The organism is Streptosporangium sp. 'caverna' (assembly GCF_003203775.1).
Classification (GTDB): Bacteria; Actinomycetota; Actinomycetes; order Streptosporangiales; family Streptosporangiaceae; genus Streptosporangium; species Streptosporangium subroseum.
In genome coordinates, this window is record NZ_CP029711.1 from 7,210,616 (window position 1) to 7,232,811 (window position 22,196).

Sequence of the window (22,196 nt, forward strand, 5' to 3'; positions counted from 1 at the left end):
CCGGGCGCTCCCGGTGAGGGGTGAGGAGCCGATGAGTGGGTCATGGTCACATCCGGAAGACGCCGTAGCCGACGGGTTCGAGGGGGGCGTTGGCCGAGGCGGACAGGGCCAGGCCGAGGACGGTCCGGGTGTCGAGGGGGTCGATGACCCCGTCGTCCCAGAGGCGGGCGGTGGAGTAGTAGGGGTTGCCCTGCTCCTCGTACTGCCTGCGGATGGCGTCGGGATCGGCGTTGCCGACCGTGGAGAGCACGTTGGCGGCCTGCTCGCCGCCCATCACCGAGATGCGCGAACCGGGCCACATCCACATGAACCGGGGTGAGTAGGCGCGCCCGGCCATCGCGTAGTTGCCCGCTCCGAACGAGCCGCCGATGACCACGGTGAACTTGGGCACCCGGGCGCAGGCGACGGCGGTGACCATCTTGGCGCCGTGCTTGGCGATGCCCCCGGCCTCGTACGCCTTGCCGACCATGAACCCGCTGATGTTCTGCAGGAACACCAGGGGGATGTTGCGGCGGTCGCACAGCTCGATGAAGTGGGCGCCCTTGAGCGCCGACTCGCTGAACAGGATGCCGTTGTTGGCGATGATCCCGACCGGGTGGCCGTGGAGGTGGGCGAAGCCGGTGACGAGCGTGGCACCGTACTCGGCCTTGAACTCCAGGAACCGGCTGCCGTCCACGAGACGGGCGATGATCTCGCGCACGTCGTACGGCGTGCGGGTGTCGGCGGGGACGATGCCGTAGAGGTCGCGGGGGTCGTGGAGCGGCTCTTCTGCGGGGAGGCGATCCCACGGGGAGGGGGTGCGCGGCGCGAGGGTGGCCACGATGTCCCGGACGATCTTCAGGGCGTGGCGGTCGTCGTCGGCGAGGTGGTCGGTGACGCCGCTGACCCGGGCGTGCAGGTCGCCGCCGCCCAGGTCCTCGGCGGAGACCTCCTCGCCCGTCGCGGCCTTCACCAGCGGCGGGCCGCCGAGGAAGATCGTGCCCTGGTTTCGGACGATCACCGCCTCGTCGCTCATCGCCGGGACGTAGGCGCCGCCCGCCGTACAGGAGCCGAGGACCGCGGCGATCTGCGGGATGCCGCGCGCCGACATGGTGGCCTGGTTGTAGAAGATCCGGCCGAAGTGTTCGCGGTCGGGGAAGACCTCGTCCTGCTTGGGCAGGAACGCGCCGCCGGAGTCGACGAGGTAGACGCACGGCAGGTTGTTGTGGAGGGCGACCTCCTGGGCCCGCAGGTGCTTCTTGACCGTGATCGGGTAGTAGGTGCCGCCCTTGACGGTGGCGTCGTTGGCGACGATCACGCATTCGCGGCCGGAGACGCGGCCCACTCCGGTGATGATCCCGGCCGCGGGGGCCTCGTCGCCGTACAGGCCGGTGGCGGCCAGCTGGGAGAGCTCCAGGAATCGTGAGCCCGGGTCGAGCAGGGCGTCGACGCGGTCGCGGGGCAGCAGCTTGCCCCGGGACACGTGCCTGTCCCGCGACCTCTGCGGGCCTCCCAGCGCGGCGACCGCGAGCCGTTCGCGCAGGTCGGCGGCGAGGCGCTCGTTGACCTCGGCGTTGCCCTTGAAGCTCTCGCCCCCCGGGTCGCAGGCGCTTCGCAGCACCGGCCAGCCACTCATCCGAGCTCCCTTTCGACACGACTGCCACGGCTCCGTCGCCGTGGGTTAGCGGTCGCTAACTCCACCGGAGATGTTAGTCATTATTAACGTTACCGTCTACCATGCGAGAGGTGACGACTGCCCAGAGCCCTACCCGCAATCGTGGGTCACGGCGCATGGAGATTCTGGACGCCGCGGCCGAGCTGTTCGCGGCGCGCGGTTTCCACGGTGTCTCCATCGAGGACATCGGCGGCGCGGTCGGCACGTCGGGCCCCGCCCTCTACCGGCATTTCAGCGGCAAGGAGGCCCTGCTGGCGGAGATGCTGCTGGACATCAGCGAGCGCCTGCACACCTCGGCCACGAGCCGCGTGACCGAGGCCCCCGACGCCGAGCACGCGCTGGACGCCCTGCTCACCGGCCAGATCGAGTTCGCGCTCAGCCATCCGGCGTTGATCATCGTGCACGACCGCGAGCTCGGCAACGTCCCCGAGCCCGCCCGACGCCGGATCCGCCGCCTCCAGCGGCTCTACGTCGAGGAGTGGGTCACCGTGCTGAGCGAGCTCTACCCGGACTGCCCGCCGCCCCGCCTGCGCGCCGCGACCCACGCCATCTTCGGCCTGCTCAACTCCACCCCGCACAGCGCGGGCGAGCTCGATCCCGCGGCGATGGCCGAGCTGTTGCGCGGCATGGCCCGGGCCGCGCTGGCCGACGCCCAGAGTTAGGACTTGTTAACTCTCGCCCGAGTTGATCGTTTGGTGTCGCCGAAGGCGCCCCGATCGGGTGGCCGCCGTCCGGCAGGCGCGACCGCGATGACAGCCCATACCGGACATCAGGTACTTTGAGTCGGTTTTCACATCCGGCTTCCTGCCACCGGCGCAGGGGGAACGCCGTTTGAGCCGCCTGGCGATCCCGGCCGGCATCATCAACGCAAAGGGGAAATCGATGGGCACCATCACCACCAAGGATGGCACCGAGATCTTCTACAAGGACTGGGGCAGCGGGCAGCCCGTCGTGTTCAGCCATGGCTGGCCGCTGAACGCCGACGCCTGGGACGACCAGCTCGCCCTGGTCGCCGCCAACGGTTTTCGCGCGATCGCCCACGACCGTCGCGGGCACGGCCGCTCCGGCCAGTCCTGGGACGGCAACAACATGGACACCTACGCCGACGATCTGGCCGAGCTGATCGAGGCGCTGGACCTCAATGACGCCGTTCTGGTCGGGCACTCCACCGGTGGCGGCGAGGTGGCCCGCTACATCGGCCGCCACGGCACCGCGCGCGTCGCCAAGGCCGTCCTGCTGGGCGCGGTGACGCCGTTGATGGTCAAGACCGACGCCAACCCGGAGGGGCTGCCGATCGAGGTGTTCGACGGCATCCGCGCGGGCGTCGCGGGCGACCGGTCACAGTTCTACAAGGACCTCAGCATCCCGTTCTACGGCTTCAACCGGCCGGGCGCGGCGGTGTCGCAGGGCGCGAGCGACGCCTTCTGGCTGTGGAGCATGCAGGTGGGCCTCAAGGGCGCGCTCGACTGCGTCAAGGCCTTCTCCGAGACCGACTTCACCGAAGACCTCAAGCGCTTCGACATCCCGACCTTCATCGCGCACGGCGACGACGACCAGATCGTTCCGATCGTCGCCGCGGGCCTCAAGGCGGCCGAACTGGTCAAGGACGCCACCCTGAAGGTCTACCCCGGCGCCCCCCACGGCCTGGTCGGCGCCTACAAGGACGAGTTCAACGCCGACCTGCTGGCCTTCCTCAACACCTGAGCCGCGGGATCGACCCGGCCGGCCGTCACCCGGTTTCCGCGCACCGAGCGCCAGGCGGATCCGGCAGGCCACGGCGGGCCGGGCAGCTCCTGAGCCCGCCGTGCGGGCCGGACCACAGCGGCGACGACCCTCGACCGCGTCGCCATGTGGGCCGGCGTCGCGGTGCGGGCCGGCGTCGCGGTGCGGGCCGCCTCCTTGGGCGACGAGCGCACCGTCCTTCGGGCGGGGACGCCTTCGTGTCCGGCTCACCAGAAGGACAGGGACAGAATCCGCGACGGGACCACGATGACCGGGCACCCCGCCTCTCGCAGCAGTGAGTGACACACCGGGCCGAGCGGCAGATCGACCGGGTCGTCCTGCTCCCTGTCGCTGATCACCACCAGGTCCGAGCGGTCGGCCGCATGGCGGAGAACCTCCGCGTGGGGCCGTGTCTCGACGATGGTCTCCACGTCCACCCCGGAATACTTCTCCTCCCACACCGCGACGTTGGCGTTGAAGCGAACGACCAGCGGCCGTATGTCCTCCATGTCTTCGGGGCAGAGACAGATCGCCAGCAGCGAGTCCCTGCGCAGCCTCGCCTCCTCGAACGCCACGGCGAGCTCCGCCGATCCCGGGTTGACGCCCTCCACGCCGACCGCCACGCGGTTCGTGCGCGGATGGGTGGTCTCCTTGACGACGGCCACCGGGGAGCGCGCGTGCGAGAGAAGCTGGACGGCGGTCGGGCCGATCCGCGACCTCTCGACGCCGCCCCATCCGCGAGGGCCGATCGCGACCAGCTCCGCCGCGACCGACCCGCTCACCAGCACGGCCGCCGGCGACCCCTCCACCAGCTCCCCCCGGATCCGCACCCGGGGAGCCAGGTCATGCGCCAGGCTCACCCCCATCTCGAGCACGTGCCGGCTCATGCGCCGTATGATCTCCGTCGACTCCTGGCTGATGGGGATCGGGGAGCGCGGCCGCTGCCAGCCGTGGCAGACGAGCAGGGGATCGAACCGCATTCGGGCCTCTTCGACGCCCCACCGGAGAGCATGCTCGCTCGTTTTCGAACCGTCGTATCCGACGACCACGGGTCGCCCGTCGTCACCTGCGCGCATTGTGACTCCTATGTTCCGCCGCTTACCTCAATACTTCTCCCGTCCACCCGCTGTGGCGGGCGCGTCACCACAAGACTTGCCTTGTTTTACGGCTTGCGTCCGCAAATGAAATCGGACATCACCTGACCCTTGCGTCACAGCCGGGTGCCGCCGTCCCACCGGACGACTCCATCGAGCAGAACCACGGGGATGTCTCCGAGCCCTGGCCGGGGCGTCGCGGGGCGGGTGGGATCAGTGCGAGTGATCGTGATCGTCCGGGTGGTCGTGGCCGGTGGGGCGCCGGGCCAGTGTCCGGCCGCGGGCGGTGATCTCCTCGGCGAGCACGGTGCCGCCGTCGGCCAGCACGTCCTCCAGCGCGCCCAGCCAGTGCCGGTAGTAGTTCCAGTGCTCGCCCCCGGCCGGTGCGGCCTCCCAGGCCGCGATCCGGGCGATCAGCGCCGCCTGGAACCGCGGCCAGGTGAACGCGCCCGCCTCGTACAGGGTGACGGCCATGCCGAAGGCACGGCCCTCCCACGGCTCGGCGAACACCAGTTCGCCGTTGGAGCGCGGCGGCGCGGCCGGGCCCTCGGCGTCCAGCGGGGCGCTCACGGCGCCTTGACCTTGGCCACGCCGACCATCGCGTCCCGGGTCACCAGTGGCACGAGCTGTTCCGCCGTCAGCTCCTCGGTGCCGGCCGGACGTTCGGGCAGCACCAGCCAGCGCACCTCGCTGCTGGAGTCGTGGACGGTGATCCGTACGTCGTCGGCGAGATCGAGGCCCATCTCGGACAGCACCCTGCGCGGCTCCCTGACCATCCGCGCGCGGTAGGCCGGGTCCTTGTACCAGCTCGGCGGCAGGCCGAGCACCGACCACGGATAGCACGAGCACAGCGTGCAGACCACCACGTTGTGGGTGGTCGCGGTGTTCTCCACGACGACGATGTGCTCGGCCTGCCGCCCCACGTAGCCCAGCTCCCTGATCGCGGCGGTGCCGTCGTCGAGCAGCCACCGGCGGTACTCCGGGTCGGTCCACGCCTTGGCCACCACCTTGGCGCCGTTGAGCGGACCCACGTTGGTCTCGTAGGTGGTGATGATCCTGTCCATCGTGTCCGGGTTGATCAGGCCCCGTTCGGTGAGCAGCTGCTCCAGAGCCTCGGTGCGCAGCGCCGGGGAAATGCGTTCGGTGGATCCGGTGGTCATGCGGGCTCCTCCAGATAGCTCTCGAACAGCTCGACGGTGAGTGCGAAGGGCTCGGCGTCGGCGCCCCACAGCTCGCGGGAGTCGAACCGCACCGAGTAGACGTACTGCGGGTTCTCGCCCAAGAAGTGCGCGTTCGTGTCCGGCAGCACCGCGGCGGGCTGGACGAGCGCGACGACTCCGGTGTGCCCGCGCACGTAGCCCGCCAGCCTGGTGTGCCCGGGCGGCGACATGTCCTTGGCACGCACCCGCTCGCCCACGGCGAAGGCCGGCGCGGCGTCCACGGTGCGCAGCGAGCCCTCGGCGGCCGGTGCGTAGTCGGGTTTGGCGGGCTCGGGGACCGGCGGTTCCTCGACCCGCTCGCCGCGCAGGTTGCGGGCGCGGGCGTCGATCGCGGCCGGCGCCAGGATGGCGGTGTCGGTGAGCATCAGCTCCGAGGCGTTGAGCCAGCGGCCGTAGTAGCCGTCGTCCAGGTAGGCGGTCCGGTCCAGGCGCTCGAGCGCATGCCGGAAGGCGTCCACGTTGTATCCGGACACCTGCTCGGAGAGCAGGGTCAACGCGAACGCCCGGCCCTGCCAGGCTTCCTCGAAGACCGGTTCGTCACTCCTCGGCGGATGAGCGGGGCCCCAGCCCTCGGTGCCCCCCATGTCGGCGATCCCGTCCATGGCATCACCTCCCGTGGTTGTACGGAAAGACGTTTGTCACCGTGCGTCAGCGGGTGCCCAACCCTTATTCTCGCAGGTCATAGGGGTGCCGAGCGATAGCGCACCCCGCCGGGAGTGTCCCGGGCGCCGCACCGGAAAGCGGCACGGCGATCCGAGGGTCGTACCTGCTCGCCCGCCCGGTCCACCAGTGCCGCCGTCACTCCGGCGAACCGGACATCACACCGCTCGCTCCCTGCGGGAAACCCGGGCCGACGTCGCGTACGGGGCCGCTGCCACCGATGCCGGGCAAGGGAGCGGCCCGGGTGCTCGAGCACCCGGGCCGCCGTCTGTCAGGTCCGAGCCGGGGCTACGGACCGAATCTCCTGAACCTCGTCGTCAGCGCTTGACCCTGACGTAGTCACTGCGGCTGGAGTCACCGTGGAAGTCGTCGTCGCCCTTGAAGACGAACTTCCAGTAGCCCGAACCGTAGGCCATGGTCTTGGTGTAGAGCCTGCCGCTGCCGTTGGCCGTCGTGATCTTCACGTAGCGCCACTTCTTCGAGCTCGTGGCCTTGAAGTACAGCGCGACCTTGGCCCGGTAACCCTCCCAGCCCCCGTCGTCCACCTGGAGCTTGCCGGTGAACCTGAGGTACTTGCGGTAGCGGACGGGCTCCGGTGAGGCGTTGAAGCTGATGACACGGCTGGCCGCACGCTCCGGCTCCGGCGCGGGCTCCGGCTTGCGGACCGTCACGTGGTCGGTGTCGCTGCTGCTGCCCTTGACGCCGTCGGCGCCGCGGAACTCGGCACGCCAGTGACCCGAACGCCTGGCCGTCACGTCGACGTCGAAGCGCCCGTCGCGGTTGGTCCAGCCGCTGTCCACCTGGTCCCAGCGGGACGAGCCGTCGGCGCGGAACAGGATGGCGACCTTCTGGCCCCTGTAGCCCTCCCAGCCGTGCTGGGCGTCGAGCTGCAGGAGACCTCTGACGCTCAGCCTGTCGCCCTCGGTCACCCAACCGGGTCCGGCGCCGAAGCCGACGATCCGGCTGGATCGGGCCTTGGCCCTCACATCCACCCGGTCCGTCTCGCTCCTGGCTCCGAGGCGGGTCGACGAGCCGTCGTACTCGGCCCGCCAGTGACCGCTCTTGGACGCCCTGGCCTTGAGCCAGAACTTGCCCTGGCCGTTGGTCTCCACGCTGCCGGGGAGACGGCTGTAGGAACCGCCCAGCGGCCGGAAGGCGAGATGGACCCTGGCGTTGGGCACGACGGCCCAGCCACTGGCGCCGTTCTGCCTGAACACGCCGCTGAGGGTGACCCATTCGCCCTCGTCCACGACCGAGGGGGCGGCCGCGATGTCGTCGAAGTCGGTCTCGTAGACCTGCTTCACGCTGAACTCGGTGGACACGGTGGAGCTGCCCACGACCGCCCTGAAGGTCCACTTGATGGGGGCGGACTGGCGGTTGAAGTCCTTGGAGTACTTCCACCTGGCCTTGCCTGAACCCAGGTCCGCGTCCTTCGCCAGTTCGAAACCGGTCTCGACGCCGAGTTCCGGCTTGATCACACCGGTGACCTTGGACGCGTTGTCCTTGGTCTCCGCGGTGAAGACGACCTTCACCGTCTCGGAGCCCTTCACCACGATCGGATTGGGGTTCACCGAGACGCTGCTGACTGCGGGGTCGACGTTGTTCGTCCCCGCTGATGCCGTCGTGACCGGGCCCGCGACCAGAGTTGCGATGCCCAGTGCTGCCACGACGGCGACACGAATGCGCTTAACCATTCGGGCCTTCCGTCCTTCCCGTTGGTTGCACGCGGCATGAGGGTGCCACGTCATTCCACCAAGTAGACGGCTATAGGAGGTCAATGGTTCGTAAGTCTGACAAGTTGTTATGGAGGACTGTCGAATAGGATCGGTCCACTGACTGTGTTGCACCAAACATGTCAAGGTTGAGGACGAGACCGAATGATGAGGACATAATCAGGTTGTGGTCCGCGACATTGTTGAAACTCATTTCGCCGAGGCCGTGGCCGCCCTCTCCCCCGGGGCCCCACGCGATGCCGGCCTGCCCGTACGAGAGGGCACGGGCCTGACCGGGGCTCGCTGCCGCGAGCTGTTCGAGTTCCAGCTCGGCAGCAGACTCCTGGATGTCACCGCACGCTGGCTGCGTGAGCAGGGCCAGGGCTTCTACACCATCGGCTCGGCCGGGCACGAGGGCAACGCCGCGATCGCCGCGGCGCTGCGCACCACCGATCCCGCTCTCCTCCACTACCGTTCGGGAGCCTTCTACCTGACCCGGTCCGCGATGGCGGGGCGCCTGCCCGAGGAGGGGCTGCGCGACGTGCTGCTCGGCCTGACCGCCGCGGTCGAGGAGCCGATCGCGGGCGGGCGGCACAAGGTGTTCGGCCACCCCGACCTGGCGGTGATCCCGCAGACGTCCACGATCGCCAGCCACCTGCCTCGCGCGGTGGGCGTGGCCTTCGCCATCGAGCGCGCCCGCCAGCTCGGCGTGCCGAGCGCCTGGCCGGACGACGCGATCACGGTGTGCAGCTTCGGCGACGCCTCGATCAACCACGCCAGCGCCCTGTCCGGGCTCAACACCGCCGCCTACGGCTCCCACCAGGGCCTGGCGCTGCCGATCCTGTTCGTCTGCGAGGACAACGGCCTGGGCATCAGTGTGCGCACCCCGCAGGGCTGGGTCGAGGGCGCCCATCATCCGCTGCTCCGTTACTTCGCGGCCGACGGCTGCGATCTGGCCGACGTCCACGACGTGACGAAGAGTGCCGCCGAGCACGTCCGCACCCACCGCGCCCCGGCCCTGCTGCACGTCAACACGGTCCGGCTGATGGGCCACGCGGGTTCCGACGTGGAGCTCTCCTACCGGACGAAGCGGGAGATCAACGGAGATCTGGAGCGTGACCCGCTCGTCGCGACCGCGCGGCTGCTGGTCGAGGCCGGTCTGACCACCCCCGACGAGCTGCTGCTCCACTACGACACGACGCGAGACCACCTGTTCAAGATGGCCATGGAGAGCTCGCGGCGGCCCCGGCTGATCTCGGCCGCCGACATCATGGAGCCGCTGGCCCCGCGCACGCCCGAGGCCGTCGCGTCGGCCAGCACCGTGGCCGCGGACGGCGCGGAGGCCAGGATCAAGGCCTTCGGTGGCAAGCTGCCCGAGCAGGAGGGTCCGCTGACCCTCTCCCAGGCGATCAACCGGACCCTGACCGACGCCCTGGCCGCCCACCCCGACGTGCTGGTCTTCGGCGAGGACGTGGCCCGCAAGGGCGGCGTCTACGGCGTCACCCGGGGCCTGCAGAAGCGCTTCGGCCTGGGCCGGGTGTTCGACACGCACCTCGACGAGCAGGCCGTGCTGGGCCTGGCCCTCGGCTCGGGGGTCTCCGGGCTGCTGCCGGTGCCCGAGATCCAGTATCTCGCCTACCTGCACAACGCGCTCGACCAGATCCGGGGCGAGGCCGCGACGCTCCCCTTCTTCTCCCAGGGGGCCTTCCGCAACCCGATGGTGGTGCGCGTCGCCTCCTACGCCTACCAGAAGGGCTTCGGCGGCCACTTCCACAACGACAACTCCATCGCCGCGCTGCGCGACATCCCCGGCCTGGTCGTGGCCTCCCCCGCCCGGCCCGACGATGCCGCCTCGATGTTGCGCACCTGCCTGGCCGCCGCCCGCACCGACGGCAGCGTCTGCATCTTCCTCGAACCGATCGCCCTCTACAACACCCGCGACCTGTTCGAGGACGACGACAAGGGCTGGCTCTCGCCGTACGTCCCTCCGGCCCGCTGGGCGGAGACCCACATTCCGATCGGCCGCGCCCGCAGCTACGGCGACGGCCGCGACCTGACCATCGTGACCTTCGGCAACGGCCTGCGGATGAGCCTGCGCACCGCGGTCAGGCTCACCGCGGAGGGTTTCAGCTGCCGGGTCCTGGACCTGCGCTGGCTCTCCCCGCTGCCGGTGGAGGATCTGATGCGGGCGGCGGAGCTGACCGGCAAGGTGTTGATCGCCGACGAGACCCGCCGCACCGGGGGCGTATCCGAGACCATCATCGCCGAGCTGCTCGACGGGGGCTTCACCGGCAAGATCGCCCGGGTGACCTCCTCCGACAGCTTCATCCCGCTGGGCGAGGCGGCCAAGCACGTGCTGCTGTCGGAGGACGCGATCGAGGCGGCCGCCCGCAAGCTGCTCAGTTGATCCATGGGCCCGGCGGCCGGGAGGCCGCCGGGTGGAAACCGCTCACGCGCCCCTGCGCTCATCGACGACGAACAGGCCCAGCGCCACGACGAGCACACCCGCCGCCACCCAGATCGCGTGTGCGCCGACGTGCAGCGTCAGCCAGCCGCCGACGAGGCCTCCGGCGATGAAGCCGACGATGATCACCGCGAAGTTTCGTGTCTTGCGCGCCGAGTCCGGGTCGCGATCCGCGATCGCCAGATACAGGGCCTGCGAAAACGAACGGAGGTTGCCGGTCATCATCGTCGTGTTGTAGGACCACGTGATCAGGGTGCGGAAGGTCGAGACCTGGACCGACGCCACAAACGCGATCACGACCACCTTCACGCCGCCGGGCACACCGGCGGGCAGAAATCCCACAACGATCAGCACGAGGATCTCCAGCACCAGCGCGGCCCGGGCCGGCCGGCGGAGGGCGGCCGCGACACGGGGGCGCCGGAGCGTCTCCGCGACCGCCACCCCGATCACGAACGCGACGATCGGCGGGATGTGCCGTGCGGCCGTTCCCCAGTTGCCGCGAACGGCCTCGACGCCCAGCAGCACGACGTTGCCGGTCTGGGCGTTGGCGAACACGCCGCCGAGGCCTATGACGGAGTAGGCGTCGAGGAACCCGCCCACCACGGCCAGCAACGCACCCAGCTCCACCGACACCACGGTGCTCCGCCGCATCGGCTCCATTGTCATCTCCTGGCCTCCGGCACCTCGGGAACAGGGGGACAACTGGTCGTCGCCGCTCTCCGCGCGGCTTCGGTACGGCCTCAGTACGGCGAGGGCCCCCCGAACATCTCCCCGAGGCGAGAGGCCAGAGCCGGGTCACCGGCGAGGTGGATGCGGCCGGCGGTCAGGAGACCCCCCGGATCGGCGGTGCCCGCGATCAGGCGGAGGAGGTCGGCGCCGGAGAGCGTGAGGACGACGGCGGGATCGGCGACCGAGATCTGGCGCGCGAAGGCGCGGTCACCGCGGATCATGATCGTCCATGGGGTGGGCGCCGGGTCCGAGCCGGTCAACCGGAACTCGATCGCCCCCTGGAAGCCGAACGCCTTGGCCGGGTCGAACGCACCGGCCAAGGCCGCGAACAGGACGCGCTGCCCGCGAGGCCCGAGTCGCCTCTCCAGCTCGGCGTCGGAGCGATCTCCCACCATCCGGGCGAGCAGGTCCTGTCCCCGGCGCCGGACGAGCCTGCGGGTCCCCGCGACGGCCGAGGAGAGCAGCACCCGGGGTGACGGCATCTCCCGGCGGACGATCCGGGCGAGCTCGGCCTCCTCGGCGATCTGGTAGCCCTCGGGCATCTGCCGCGCCGGAGCGCGCCTGGCCAGTGCGGCCTCGATCGCGGGCGCGAGCCGCTCCGCCTTGGCCCGCTCGCGCTCTTCCCTGCCTTCGGCGAAGACCGGGATCACTCGCTTGCCGAACAGCTCCAGGCTCTCGCATATGTCCTCGTGCCGGTTCTTTCCCGACTGGAGCACGAAGATCATTTGATCCACGCCCGCGTCCTGGTAACTCCGGACCAGTTCGATCAGCTGCTCGGGAGTGCCGATCCCGGTGGCCAGCGGCGACGTGGACTCCGTACTCCGGCGGGTGAACGAGGACCAGATGTCGCCGTGCCCCGGGGAGTGCTTGGAGGGACCGTAGTAGTGGGCCAGGGCGTAGCCGAAGAAGTTCGCCCCCTGCGCGCCGCGTTCCCTGGCCGTCTCGAGGTCCTCGTGGCACATCATCGGGAGCACCACGGCGAGGTTGGGGTTCACGGCGAACCCCGCGGGCAGGCACTCCTCGGAGGCGAGCAACGCGTAGTACTCCCCCGACCAGCGGGCGGCCTCCTGCGGCGTGACGAACGAGAACGACAGCGCGCCGATTCCGTTCCGTGCCGCCAGGTGGATGGTCTCCCTTCGCGAGCAGGCCACCCAGAGCGGCGGGTGCGGCTTCTGCACGGTTTTCGGGATGACGTTGCGGGGAGGCATCCGGAGGTATGACGAGTGCCAGCCGGCGAAGGGCTCCTCCACGAACATCCGGGTGATCGCGTCGAGGGCGTCCTGCCACATGGCCCGCTTCTCGCCCCTGGGCACGCCGAACCCGCTCAGCTCGGCGGCGGAGCTGGCCTCACCGGTGCCGAAGTCCACCCGGCCGTCGGAGATCAGGTCAAGGGTGGCGATCCGCTCCGCCACCCGGGCGGGATGGTTGACCGGCGGCGGGATCTGCACGATGCCGTGACCGAGGCGGATGGTGGTGGTTCGCTGCGAGGCCGCGGCGAGGAAGATCTCCGGCGCCGCCGAGTGGCTGTACTCCTCCAGGAAGTGGTGCTCGACCTCCCAGGCGTAGTCGAAACCCACCCGGTCGGCGATCTCGATCTGCTCCAGCGCGTCCTTGTAGAGCCGCCGCTCGTCACCGGGCTGCCACGGCTTGGGAAGCTGGTGTTCGTAGAAGATGCCGAACCTGATCCGAACCACCTCCTGGTTCCCGGGCCGAGGAGGCCTCCGGCCGGAGGTCCCCTCCCGGCCAGCCTTACCCGCATTGAATCGCGTCAACGCGGCGCCGCCCATGCGACCGAGGAACGGGAAGCCGGTCGCGTGCGGATCCCGCCGTACGGAGAGCCCGTCGCGTGCCGACCTGACCTGAGGGGAAGGAACGTCGCCGCCGGGCCGAGCCGGTACGGCCGCCCATCGGCGAGCGGGTCCGCGACAGGTGAGTACGGCAAACGGTGCACGATGTCTGATTTCTTCCAAATTCCCACCAAAAGAGATCGATAGGGGTCCAGACAGCGCCTGGCTGGGTAGCTTCCTCCGGGTCGGCGCGCTGCGCGGGCTGCGGAGTCGGCGCAGCGCGCAGAAGACGTTACGAGGGACAGCGGCCCCTGCGCGGGAGGGCCCTCAGCGGGCACGCCACCGCCATCCGGCACACCACCATCACCGAGGAGGTTCACCATGAGTGTCTGGTTCATCACCGGCGCCTCGCGCGGGTTCGGACTTCTCATCGCCCACGAGGCGCTTGCCCGCGGCAACCAGGTCGTCGCGACCGCCCGCCGTTCGAGCGATATCCAGAAGGCGCTGCCCGACGCCGGCGACAACCTGGTCGCGGTCGACCTTGACGTCACGAACGCCCGGCAGGCAACGGCGGCCGTCCAGGCCGCGACCGACGCTTTCGGACGTATCGACGTCCTCGTCAACAACGCCGGGCGCGGAGTGCTCGGCGCCGTCGAGGAGATTTCCGACGAGGAGGCCCGCGCGGTCTTCGATGTCAACGTCTTCGGCACGTTGACCGTGCAGCGCGCCGTTCTCCCCGTCCTGCGCGCCCAGCGGTCCGGGCATGTGATCAACATCAGCTCGGTCGGCGGACTGGTCGGCTCGCCCGGGTGGGGCATCTACGGCGCGACGAAGTTCGCGATGGAGGGATTCACCGAGGCGCTCAGCCAGGAACTCGCCCCACTCGGGATACGGGTCACGCTCGTCGAGCCCGGATACTTCCGTACCGACTTCCTCGACGCGTCGAGCCTGCGCACGGAGGGTCTGGTGATCGACGACTACGACCAGACCGCCGGCGCCACGCGCCGTAGGGCGGTCGACGTCAACCACGCGCAGCCAGGTGACCCCGTCAAGGCGGCGTCCGCCATCGTCGACATCGCCGAGGTCCCCGATCCGCCGCTGAGGCTGCTCCTCGGCATGGACAGCGTGACCAACGTCGAGAACAAGCTCAGGCAGGTGGCCGCGGACATAGAAACCTGGCGCGCCCTGTCCGTCTCCACCGACCACGACGACGTCCGCGCGGTATGAGGGGTGACGTTCACAGCCAGTCGCGGCGCTTGAACACCAGGTACAGGGTCGTGCAGACGCCCGCCATCAGGAGCACCGCGAACGGATAGCCCCACGCCCAGTGGAGTTCGGGCATGACGTCGAAGTTCATGCCGTAGATGGTGCCGACGAGGGTGGGGGCGAACAGGATGGCGGCCCAGGCGGAGATCCTCTTGACCTCCTCGTTCTGGGCGTTGCTGGCCTCGGTGAGATTGGTCATGTGCTCGTTCTGGGCCTGGGCGACCATGGTGGAGTTGACCACGAGGATGTCGTGGAGCATCTGGCGGAAGCCGCTGACCCGCTCCCCCACGGTGATCGTGTGATCGGCCACGTCGCGCAGGTATCGCTGCAGCTCCTCGTCCACCCCGTATTTGACCGCCCCCGCGATGAATCCCTCGATCATGCCGAGCAGCGGCTGGGTGGCCCGCTGGAACTCGATCACCTCGCGTGACAGCTCGTAGATGCGGCGCGAGACGCCGGGCTCGTTGCCGAAGACCTGGACCTCGATTTCGTCGATGTCGTTCTGCAGGCCGGCGACCACGGGGGCGTAGCCGTCCACGACCGCGTCGAGGATGGCGTAGAGCACCGCCTGCGGACCCTGGCCGAGCAACTCGGGGTCGTCCTGCATCCGGCTGCGGACCTGGGAGAGGTCGGGGGCCTCGCTGTGCCGTACGGTGATCACGAAGTTGTGGCCGACGAAGACGTGGAGCTCGCCGAAGTCGACCTCCTCGACCTCGTCGAGGTATCTGGCCGGGCGGAGCACCACGAACAGCGTGTCCCCGTAACGGTCCGCCTTGGGCCGCTGGTGGGCGACGATGGCGTCCTCGACCGCCAGCTCGTGCAGGTCGAACTTCTCCGCGACGTTGAGGATCACCGCGTCCTCGGGCCGGTAGAAGCCGATCCAGGCCATGCTGTCCGGGGTGTTCTTGAGGCTTTCGAGGGCTTCGCGCAGCGACTCGGGGGTGGAGGACCTGCAGCCGTTCACGTAGATCGCGTTGTCGATGATGTGCGACCGGGGCGGGATCGGTTTGTCGCCCGCGGAACGGGGGTCCATCGACCGCTCGGGAGAGTCCCGGACGATGCCGGAACGTCCGCGAACCAGACTCCGCAGGCCACGCACTCGCCGATCGGTCACACACTTCTCCTCATCGGGTCTTCATGAACTCTTGCAGTGACTGCGTCGCCCTGCCCCTGACCGAGGCCCGGAACATCGGGGTCCAGCCGAAGAAGAACCCGACCGGCTTTCCCATGGCCATCTTCGACCACCGCCTGAAGTCGAACTCGTCGTGGTGCCGGACGATCAGGCCGTCCTCGAAGCGGAACAGGGCGTCGACCTCGTTGACGACCGCCCTGCCCGTCCCGCTGAAGGTGTAGTGGGCGGTCCAGTGCGCCGTGCCCTCGTGCTCCTGCGCGGTGATGTCGCGCGCGGTCACGGTGATGTCGGCGCTGCGGCCGAGCAGCATCCGCCACATCCCCATGACCTTGTCGCGGCCCTCGAGATCCTGGAAGACGGGGTCGCCGAACGTGACCTCGGGGTGGTAGCAACGCTCCATGGTGTCGGCGTCGCGGCGCCCGAAGGCGTCGTAGAACGTCTTGATGAGGGCGGCGTTCTCGTCGTTCACAAAGATCTCCCGATCATGACTGGCCTGGCGGCTGAGTGTAGTCGGGAGTGAGATCTAGTAAATGGTCGGCATTGTCCCAGCACACCGCTCGCAGCCAGTCCTCACCGAGACCGAGGCGGTCCAGCGACTGGAGCTGGTGCGCGTACGAATGCGGGATGTTCGGGAAGTCGCTGCCGAGCAGGACCTTGCCCGCCAGCCCGAGGTCACGCAGGCGCGGCTTGAGGCGGGCGGGAAACGGCATATCGCGCTCGGCGAAGTCGGTGAAGGTCATCGTGGTGTCGAGCCGCACGCCGGAGAACGCCTCGGCCACCTCGAAGAACTCGTCGTACTCCGGCATGCCGAGATGCGCGATGATCATGGACAGGCGGGGATGGCGGGCCAGGACCTCGGCGACCGGCTCCGGACCGGTGCACCGGCCGGGCAGGGGGATCGAACTGGCATGGACGACGACCGGGACGCCCCGCTCCGCCAGCAGCCCCCACACCTCGTCGATCTCCTTCATCCTGGGATCGAAGTCGCCCACCTGGAGATGGACCTTGAAGATGCGCGCACCGCGCTCGAGCGCGTCCCGCACGTAGTCGAGGACCCCAGGCTCGGGGTAGAAGGTGGCCGAGGGGAGACATCCAGGGGTACGGCGGGCGAAGTCGAGCGTCCAGTCGTTGAGGCTTTCGGCCATGCCCGGTCTGTGAGCGTATGCCAGGGCAGAGAACACCTTCACCCCGAGATCCTTCAGCCGGGCGACCCGCGCCTCGACGGACACCCGGTAATGTATCCGCCACCCCTTCCCCATCAGCGGGCCACCGTTCTCGAAGTGGTGCCAGACTCGGCGCTCCATGCGCTCGGGCAGGAAATGGACGTGCACATCCGCCAGACCAGGTAGACCAAGTCCCCTCCACCAGGCGGAGACCCCGGCGTCCGTCAGTTCCGGAATCCTGTTCTGCACAACTACGACTTTATCGTGAGCAGACCATCCCATATGGGACGCTCTGCTCCGACGTCGAGAAGGAGAAGTGAACGTTGTCCGAGGTCTGGGTGACTCTGACCACGGCCCGTTCGGGGCCGCCCCCGCTGGTCGTGCTGCTGTCCGCGCTGGCCGCACTGGTCGTGGTGTCGTGGTCCACCTCCTGGCAGCTCTCCCGAGGCCTGATCACGATCGCCCACGAGGGCGGGCACGCGCTGGTGGCGCTGCTCACCCGGCGCAAGCTGCAGGGCATCCGGCTGCACTCCGACACCTCGGGCGTCACGCTCACCCGGGGCAGGCCCACCGGTCCCGGGATGATCCTGACCGCGGCCGCCGGATACGTCGCGCCGTCCCTGCTGGGGCTCGGCGGAGCGTGGCTGACCGCCTCCGGCTACGTGGCGGTGCTGATCACCATCGTGATCGGGCTGCTCTTCTGCATGCTGCTGCTGATCCGCAACCTGTTCGGCGTGGTGAGCCTGCTCGTCACGGGTGGCGCGATCTTCGCCTTCACCTGGTACGCGGCGCCCGACATGGACGCGGTTCTGGCATACCTGGCGGTCTGGTTCCTGCTGCTCGGAGGCTTCCGGCCGATCGTGGAGCTGCAGCGCAAGCGGCGCCACGGCCGCGCCCCCGACTCCGACGCCGACCAGCTCGCCCGGCTGACCTTCCTGCCCGGCGGGTTCTGGGTGTTGCTGTTCATGCTCGTGGCGGGGGCCTCCCTGGTGAGCGGCGCATACCTGCTGTCCCCGGTGCCGCTCGATTTCGGCTGAGGACCACGGGGCCCGTCGCACCGCGTCCGGCGGGTGATCGGCCGTTCCCCGGTGACCGCGTCCGGGAGCGCCCGCTCCGGCAGGCCGCACTCCGTGATGCCGCGCCCCACGATGAGGTCGGGAATCACCGGATCACCTATGCCCGGTTAAACACGTTAATAAATCACGCTATAGCGCGAGCCGATATCGCTATTACCAACCTTTCGACTGCCTTGGAGCATTACTCTCCTTTGGCGACAGTTAATCATTTTTTTGAGTGTATTACGAGGCATGCCGTTCACTCGGCGAGAGTCGGTAGATGCTGCACCACACGTACTTCGCTGGAACAGCCGCCCTGGGGATCTTCCTGATCTCACTGGGTGTGACGATCGCTCTGACGCTGCGGATCAGACGGCTCCACGCCGAGAAGGACCGCGCCGTCGCCCTGGCGCAGGAGCAGCAAGAACAGCAGGAGCAGCTCGCCCGCGACGTGCACGACCTCGTGGGGCACTGGCTCTGGCTGGCCTCCATCAAGAGCGAGCTGGCCTACCGGCACGCCGAGGGTGACGCGCGCCTGCGCAGGGATCTGAGCGAGATCTCGCAGGCCGTACAGCATGCCGCGCACGCCGTGCGGAACGTGTCGAAGGTCTACCAGCAGCTGTCGCTCCAGGGGGAGACCACGCGGGCCGAGGCCCTCCTGTCGAGCTTCGGGGCCTACTGCTCGGTGCGGATGGACGTCACCGACCTGCCCGATGACGTGAGCGCCACGCTGGGAACCGTGGTCCGCGAAACCCTCACGAACATGCTGCGGCACAGCAAGGTCACGAGATGCGCGATCGAGCTGACCGGGCACGGCGGCCGGCTGCGGCTGACGGTCGCCAACGACGGCGCCTCCCGGCGGGAGCCGACGTCCACCGGCAGTGGCCTGGGCAATCTGGGGCATCGCGTGGGCAAGCTCGGCGGCACGGTGCGCGTCACGGCCGACGGGGACGGCTGGTTCATTCTGATCGCCGAATTGCCCCTAAATTTTTCCGAATAACCTTCATATCTATTGCAAAAGCGCAGGTAGCGCACACCGTCACGGTCGGACCTGTGAGGTTCGCACACATGAATGGTTTAGTTTGTAACTAGTGATTCCTCGGGTTATCCGTAAGTCTCTCTTCTGGAAGACAGCAGGGAGAATGTCGTGGATGACCAGTATGAGCTTTACTGCCTGGCGGACCCGCTCTTTTATGACACGCTTGACGGCCGCCGGGGCAATCACCCCGATTTTTCGCTAACCAACCGTGATGTTCCGGACGGCTGGGGGCACCAGGCGACCGACACCTGGATGCACTACGCGCCCCTCGCCAACCGGACGCCGGCACAGGGTTGGAAGATCCACGTGTCAGCGTGCCTGGAGGACGCCGAGCGCGTCACCGAGGCGGTCTGGGACTACTGCGTGCCGCGGGACATCGCGTTCAAGTTCCTGCGCAGCCGGTCGGTCATGACCATGTTGAACTCCAAGGCCGCCCCCCGCGGGTCCAGCGGCAAGCTCGTGACGATCTATCCCCTGGACGACGACCAGCTCGAGCTCACGCTGAAGGAGCTCGACGAGCTGCTCCGAGGCGTCGAGGGGCCCTACATCCTCAGCGATCTCCGCTACGGCGAGGGTCCGCTCTTCCTCCGGTACGGCGGCTTCTCGGCGCGGCACTGCCTGGGCGAGAACGGCGAGCAGGTGCTCGCCATCGAGGACCGTGAGGGGCGACTCGTCCCCGATGTGCGGGGGCCGGCCTTCAGCCTTCCGTCCTGGTTGACGCTGCCCGCGTTCCTGGAGCCCCACCTGGCGGCCCGCAACGCGGTCACCACCAACGGCCTGCCGTACACGATCGAGAGCGTCATCCAGTTCTCCAACGGCGGAGGCGTGTATCTCGGGCGTGACACGCGCACCGACGAGCAGGTGGTGCTCAAGGAGGCTCGCCCGCACGCCGGGCTGGACGCCGCAGGCCGCGACTCCGTGACGCGGCTGGCCCACGAACGGGACATGCTGGAGCGCCTGGCGGGACTCGACTCGGTGCCGGAGCTGCTCGACTACTTCACGCTCGGCGATCACCACTTCCTGGTCCAGGAATTCATCGACGGCAACCCGCTGCAACGGCTCCTCGTGCGGAAGTACCCCCTGACCCGGGCGAACTGCGACCAGGAGACCCTCGTCGAGTACACCTCGTGGGTGCTCGACATGCTCCCCCAGGTCCGTCGGGCGGTCGAGTCCCTGCACGAGCGGGGGGTGGTCTTCGGCGACCTGCACCCCAGCAACATCCTCATCAGCGGAGAGGGCCGCCTGGTCCTGATCGACTACGAGGTCGCGACCCTCGCCGCGGACCACGCCCGCGCCACCCTCGGCCATCCGGCCTTCAGCCCGCCGCCCGGCAGGCAGGGCGTCGACATCGACGCCTACGCCCTCGCCTGCCTCTGCCTCGGGCTGTTCGCCCCGCAGCTCACGATCATGTTGCCGCTGGACCGGGCCAAGGTGGTCCAGCTGGCCGGGCTCATCACCGAGACCTTTCCCGTGGCACCGGGGGTGATCGACGAGGCCGTCCGGACCATCATCGGCACCGACCCCGTGACGGCGCGGCTCATCCCCAGGCTCGACCGGGACAACTGGCCGCAGCTCAGGGAGGCGATGTGCCGGGCGATCCTGGCGAGTGCCACACCTGAGCGCGAGGACCGGCTCTTCCCCGGCGACGTGGCCCAGTTCCAGCCCGGCGGAAGCGTGAACCTCGCCTACGGCGCGGCGGGAGTGCTCTACGCGCTGGCCGCGGCCGGGGCACCGCGCCTCCCCGAGTACGAGGACTGGCTGCGCCGGCACGCGCTGGCCCCGGATCCCGGAACGGGCATCGGGTTCTACGACGGGCTCCACGGCGTGGCCTACGTCCTGGACCTGCTCGGGCATCGCCAGGACGCGATCGACACCGTCGACCTGTGCCTGCGGGAGAAGTGGGACTCGCTCGAACTGGGCCTGTTCGGCGGACTCGCCGGAGTCGGGCTGAACCTGCTCCACCTGGGCGGGACGACCCGCGAGGCGACGTTCACCGACCTGGCGCTCCAGATCGTCGACATCTGTGCGGACAGACTCGGCGGACCCGACGACGTGCCGGAGATCAGCGGCGGCGCCAATCCCCGCGCCGGGCTGATGTACGGCTCCGCGGGCCCCGCCCTGCTCTTCCTGCGCGCGTACGAGCAGACCGGTGACACGGCGCTGCTCGACCGGGCGGCCGTGGCCCTCCGGCAGGACCTGCGGCGGTGCTCCTCAAGCGAGGACGGCACGCTCCAGGTCACGCAGGGCTGGCGCACTCTCCCCTACCTGGACGAGGGCTCCGTGGGCATCGCCCTGATCCTCGCCCGCTACCTGACCCACCGCGACGACGAGGGTTTCCGGACCGCGCTCAGCGCCTGCCGGCTCGTCACCCAGGGACGATACTTCGTGCAGTCCGGGCTGTTCACCGGCCGGGCCGGCATGGTCGCGACCCTGGGCACGGGGCTGGGACCCGCACCGAACGATCCCGACATCGACCTGGCCGAACAGATCCGCGGACTTGGCTGGCACGCGCTGCCCTACGGCGGCGGCCTGGCCTTCCCCGGCAACCAACTGTTCAGGCTCTCCATGGACTTCGCGACCGGCACGGCCGGAGTCCTGTTCGCGATGAGCACCGCGCTGCGCGAGCGCCCGGTGTTCCTCCCCTTTACCGAGCCGCCCGGCGGCGCAGGCGCCCTGTCCACGGCACTGCCTGCGCATGAATCCGCCGAGCGGCTTCGCTCCTACGAGTCACTGAAGGAGGTGTAACTACAAAGATGGTACTTCTCGACCTCCAGAGTCTGGAAGCCCCCACCGGCGGCGGAGGCCACGGTGGTGGCGGTGGCGGCGGCAGCACGCTCACCGTTCTCGGGTGCGCGTCGGTCACCCCGAGCAACCTCAGCCTTGTCCTCTGTCACTAGTCATCGCGGTTCACCAGAAATGGAGCAACACCATGGTTCTTCTCGACCTCCAGGCTCTCGAGACCCCCGGCGGCGGCGGCCACGGCGGTGGCGGCGGCGGGGGCGGTAGCACCCTGACCGTCCTCGGCTGCGCCTCGGTCACCCCGAGCAACCTCAGCCTCCTGCTCTGCCACTAGTCGTTCCCGTCTCCCAAGAAGTGAGGTAACACCATGGTTCTTCTCGACCTCCAGACTCTCGAGGCTCCCGGCGGCGGCCACGGCGGCGGTGGCGGTGGCGGTGGCGGTAGCACGCTCACCGTCCTCGGCTGCGCCTCGGTCACCCCGAGCAACCTCAGCCTCATCCTCTGCCACTAGTCGTTCCGCTCTCCCAAAAGTGAGGTAAGAAAAATGGTTCTTCTCGACCTTCAGTCCCTGGAAACCCCCGGCGGCGGCCACGGCGGCGGTGGCGGCGGGGGCGGTAGCACCCTGACCGTCCTCGGCTGCGCCTCGGTCACGCCGAGCAACCTGAGCCTCGTGCTCTGCCACTAGGTGAGCCGGGTGCCCGGGACGGCCAGCGACGGCGGCCGTCCCGGGCACCACTCTTTCCCCAGTCCTTTCCACAGA

Annotated in this window: 22 protein-coding genes; 11 read left to right on the forward strand and 11 right to left on the reverse strand. The window is 69.1% G+C overall.

The annotated features are described in order from the left end of the window. Positions 1 to 46: 46 nt before the first annotated feature. Positions 47 to 1,615, reverse strand: coding sequence for a carboxyl transferase domain-containing protein (locus DKM19_RS31545; RefSeq protein WP_110700679.1), 1,569 nt, complete (start codon positions 1,613 to 1,615; stop codon positions 47 to 49). A 101-nt stretch (positions 1,616 to 1,716) separates the two neighbouring features. On the opposite strand from DKM19_RS31545, the gene DKM19_RS31550 reads away from it, so the two are divergent. Both DKM19_RS31550 and DKM19_RS31555 read left to right on the forward strand, forming a co-directional pair. After that, positions 1,717 to 2,316, forward strand: coding sequence for a TetR/AcrR family transcriptional regulator (locus DKM19_RS31550; RefSeq protein ID WP_110700681.1), 600 nt, complete (start codon positions 1,717 to 1,719; stop codon positions 2,314 to 2,316). A 220-nt stretch (positions 2,317 to 2,536) separates the two neighbouring features. Beyond that, positions 2,537 to 3,358 carry an alpha/beta fold hydrolase gene (locus DKM19_RS31555; protein WP_110706140.1) on the forward strand — a complete coding sequence of 274 codons (822 nt, stop codon included), beginning with the start codon at positions 2,537 to 2,539 and terminating at the stop codon, positions 3,356 to 3,358. Between the two features lie 245 nt (positions 3,359 to 3,603). On the opposite strand, the gene DKM19_RS31560 is transcribed toward DKM19_RS31555, so the two are convergent. The 5 genes from DKM19_RS31560 to DKM19_RS31580 all read right to left on the reverse strand — a co-directional run bounded on the left by DKM19_RS31560 (position 3,604) and on the right by DKM19_RS31580 (position 8,044). Further along, positions 3,604 to 4,452 (reverse strand): universal stress protein, encoded by an 849-nt coding sequence (locus DKM19_RS31560; protein WP_110700682.1) that lies wholly within the window; start codon positions 4,450 to 4,452, stop codon positions 3,604 to 3,606. A 231-nt stretch (positions 4,453 to 4,683) separates the two neighbouring features. Next, a complete protein-coding gene (locus tag DKM19_RS31565) occupies positions 4,684 to 5,040 on the reverse strand; it encodes a nitrile hydratase accessory protein (protein WP_110700684.1) in 357 nt (118 codons plus the stop codon). Then, positions 5,037 to 5,630: a nitrile hydratase subunit alpha gene (gene nthA, locus DKM19_RS31570; protein WP_110700686.1), complete on the reverse strand. Its 594-nt coding sequence runs from the start codon at positions 5,628 to 5,630 to the stop codon at positions 5,037 to 5,039. Before nthA ends, DKM19_RS31565 begins: the two co-directional genes overlap by 4 nt. After that, a complete protein-coding gene (gene nthB, locus DKM19_RS31575) occupies positions 5,627 to 6,292 on the reverse strand; it encodes a nitrile hydratase subunit beta (protein WP_110700688.1) in 666 nt (221 codons plus the stop codon). Before nthB ends, nthA begins: the two co-directional genes overlap by 4 nt. A gap of 375 nt (positions 6,293 to 6,667) precedes the next feature. After that, positions 6,668 to 8,044, reverse strand: a complete 1,377-nt coding sequence (locus DKM19_RS31580; protein ID WP_110700690.1) for a hypothetical protein — start codon at positions 8,042 to 8,044, stop codon at positions 6,668 to 6,670. Positions 8,045 to 8,249: 205 nt separating this feature from the next. On the opposite strand from DKM19_RS31580, the gene DKM19_RS31585 reads away from it, so the two are divergent. Beyond that, positions 8,250 to 10,469, forward strand: a complete 2,220-nt coding sequence (locus tag DKM19_RS31585) for a thiamine pyrophosphate-dependent enzyme (RefSeq protein ID WP_110700692.1) — start codon at positions 8,250 to 8,252, stop codon at positions 10,467 to 10,469. Between the two features lie 42 nt (positions 10,470 to 10,511). On the opposite strand, the gene DKM19_RS31590 is transcribed toward DKM19_RS31585, so the two are convergent. Then, positions 10,512 to 11,186 carry a YoaK family protein gene (locus DKM19_RS31590; RefSeq protein WP_204358334.1) on the reverse strand — a complete coding sequence of 225 codons (675 nt, stop codon included), beginning with the start codon at positions 11,184 to 11,186 and terminating at the stop codon, positions 10,512 to 10,514. 80 nt (positions 11,187 to 11,266) lie between these two features. Next, positions 11,267 to 12,949, reverse strand: coding sequence for an LLM class flavin-dependent oxidoreductase (locus DKM19_RS31595; protein WP_110700696.1), 1,683 nt, complete (start codon positions 12,947 to 12,949; stop codon positions 11,267 to 11,269). A gap of 474 nt (positions 12,950 to 13,423) precedes the next feature. On the opposite strand from DKM19_RS31595, the gene DKM19_RS31600 reads away from it, so the two are divergent. Beyond that, positions 13,424 to 14,269 (forward strand): oxidoreductase, encoded by an 846-nt coding sequence (locus DKM19_RS31600; protein WP_110700698.1) that lies wholly within the window; start codon positions 13,424 to 13,426, stop codon positions 14,267 to 14,269. Between the two features lie 10 nt (positions 14,270 to 14,279). On the opposite strand, the gene DKM19_RS31605 is transcribed toward DKM19_RS31600, so the two are convergent. Genes DKM19_RS31605 through DKM19_RS31615 form a run of 3 tightly spaced genes read right to left on the reverse strand, consistent with a single transcriptional unit; the run spans position 14,280 to position 16,852 of the window. Next, complete coding sequence (locus DKM19_RS31605; protein ID WP_110700699.1) at positions 14,280 to 15,422, reverse strand: magnesium and cobalt transport protein CorA; 1,143 nt, start codon at positions 15,420 to 15,422, stop codon at positions 14,280 to 14,282. Positions 15,423 to 15,432: 10 nt separating this feature from the next. Then, complete coding sequence (locus DKM19_RS31610; protein ID WP_110700701.1) at positions 15,433 to 15,909, reverse strand: nuclear transport factor 2 family protein; 477 nt, start codon at positions 15,907 to 15,909, stop codon at positions 15,433 to 15,435. Between the two features lie 13 nt (positions 15,910 to 15,922). Continuing rightward, entirely contained in the window at positions 15,923 to 16,852 is a 930-nt protein-coding gene (locus DKM19_RS31615; RefSeq protein WP_239513686.1) for an amidohydrolase family protein, read from the reverse strand. A 74-nt stretch (positions 16,853 to 16,926) separates the two neighbouring features. On the opposite strand from DKM19_RS31615, the gene DKM19_RS31620 reads away from it, so the two are divergent. The 7 genes from DKM19_RS31620 to DKM19_RS31650 all read left to right on the forward strand — a co-directional run bounded on the left by DKM19_RS31620 (position 16,927) and on the right by DKM19_RS31650 (position 22,121). After that, on the forward strand, positions 16,927 to 17,640 hold the full coding sequence (locus DKM19_RS31620) for a M50 family metallopeptidase (protein ID WP_110700705.1): 714 nt from the start codon (positions 16,927 to 16,929) through the stop codon (positions 17,638 to 17,640). 298 nt (positions 17,641 to 17,938) lie between these two features. Then, entirely contained in the window at positions 17,939 to 18,658 is a 720-nt protein-coding gene (locus tag DKM19_RS31625; protein ID WP_110700707.1) for a sensor histidine kinase, read from the forward strand. 147 nt (positions 18,659 to 18,805) lie between these two features. Further along, positions 18,806 to 21,442 (forward strand): class III lanthionine synthetase LanKC, encoded by a 2,637-nt coding sequence (gene lanKC / locus DKM19_RS31630; RefSeq protein WP_110700709.1) that lies wholly within the window; start codon positions 18,806 to 18,808, stop codon positions 21,440 to 21,442. A gap of 8 nt (positions 21,443 to 21,450) precedes the next feature. Next, complete coding sequence (locus tag DKM19_RS31635; RefSeq protein WP_110700711.1) at positions 21,451 to 21,594, forward strand: SapB/AmfS family lanthipeptide; 144 nt, start codon at positions 21,451 to 21,453, stop codon at positions 21,592 to 21,594. Positions 21,595 to 21,626: 32 nt separating this feature from the next. After that, the gene (locus tag DKM19_RS31640) at positions 21,627 to 21,770 is read left to right on the forward strand and encodes a SapB/AmfS family lanthipeptide (RefSeq protein ID WP_110700713.1); all 144 of its coding nucleotides are present in this window, start codon (positions 21,627 to 21,629) and stop codon (positions 21,768 to 21,770) included. Positions 21,771 to 21,803: 33 nt separating this feature from the next. Further along, the gene (locus tag DKM19_RS31645) at positions 21,804 to 21,947 is read left to right on the forward strand and encodes a SapB/AmfS family lanthipeptide (RefSeq protein ID WP_089207185.1); all 144 of its coding nucleotides are present in this window, start codon (positions 21,804 to 21,806) and stop codon (positions 21,945 to 21,947) included. A 33-nt stretch (positions 21,948 to 21,980) separates the two neighbouring features. Beyond that, positions 21,981 to 22,121 carry a SapB/AmfS family lanthipeptide gene (locus DKM19_RS31650; protein ID WP_110700715.1) on the forward strand — a complete coding sequence of 47 codons (141 nt, stop codon included), beginning with the start codon at positions 21,981 to 21,983 and terminating at the stop codon, positions 22,119 to 22,121. The last annotated feature ends 75 nt before the right edge of the window (positions 22,122 to 22,196 follow it).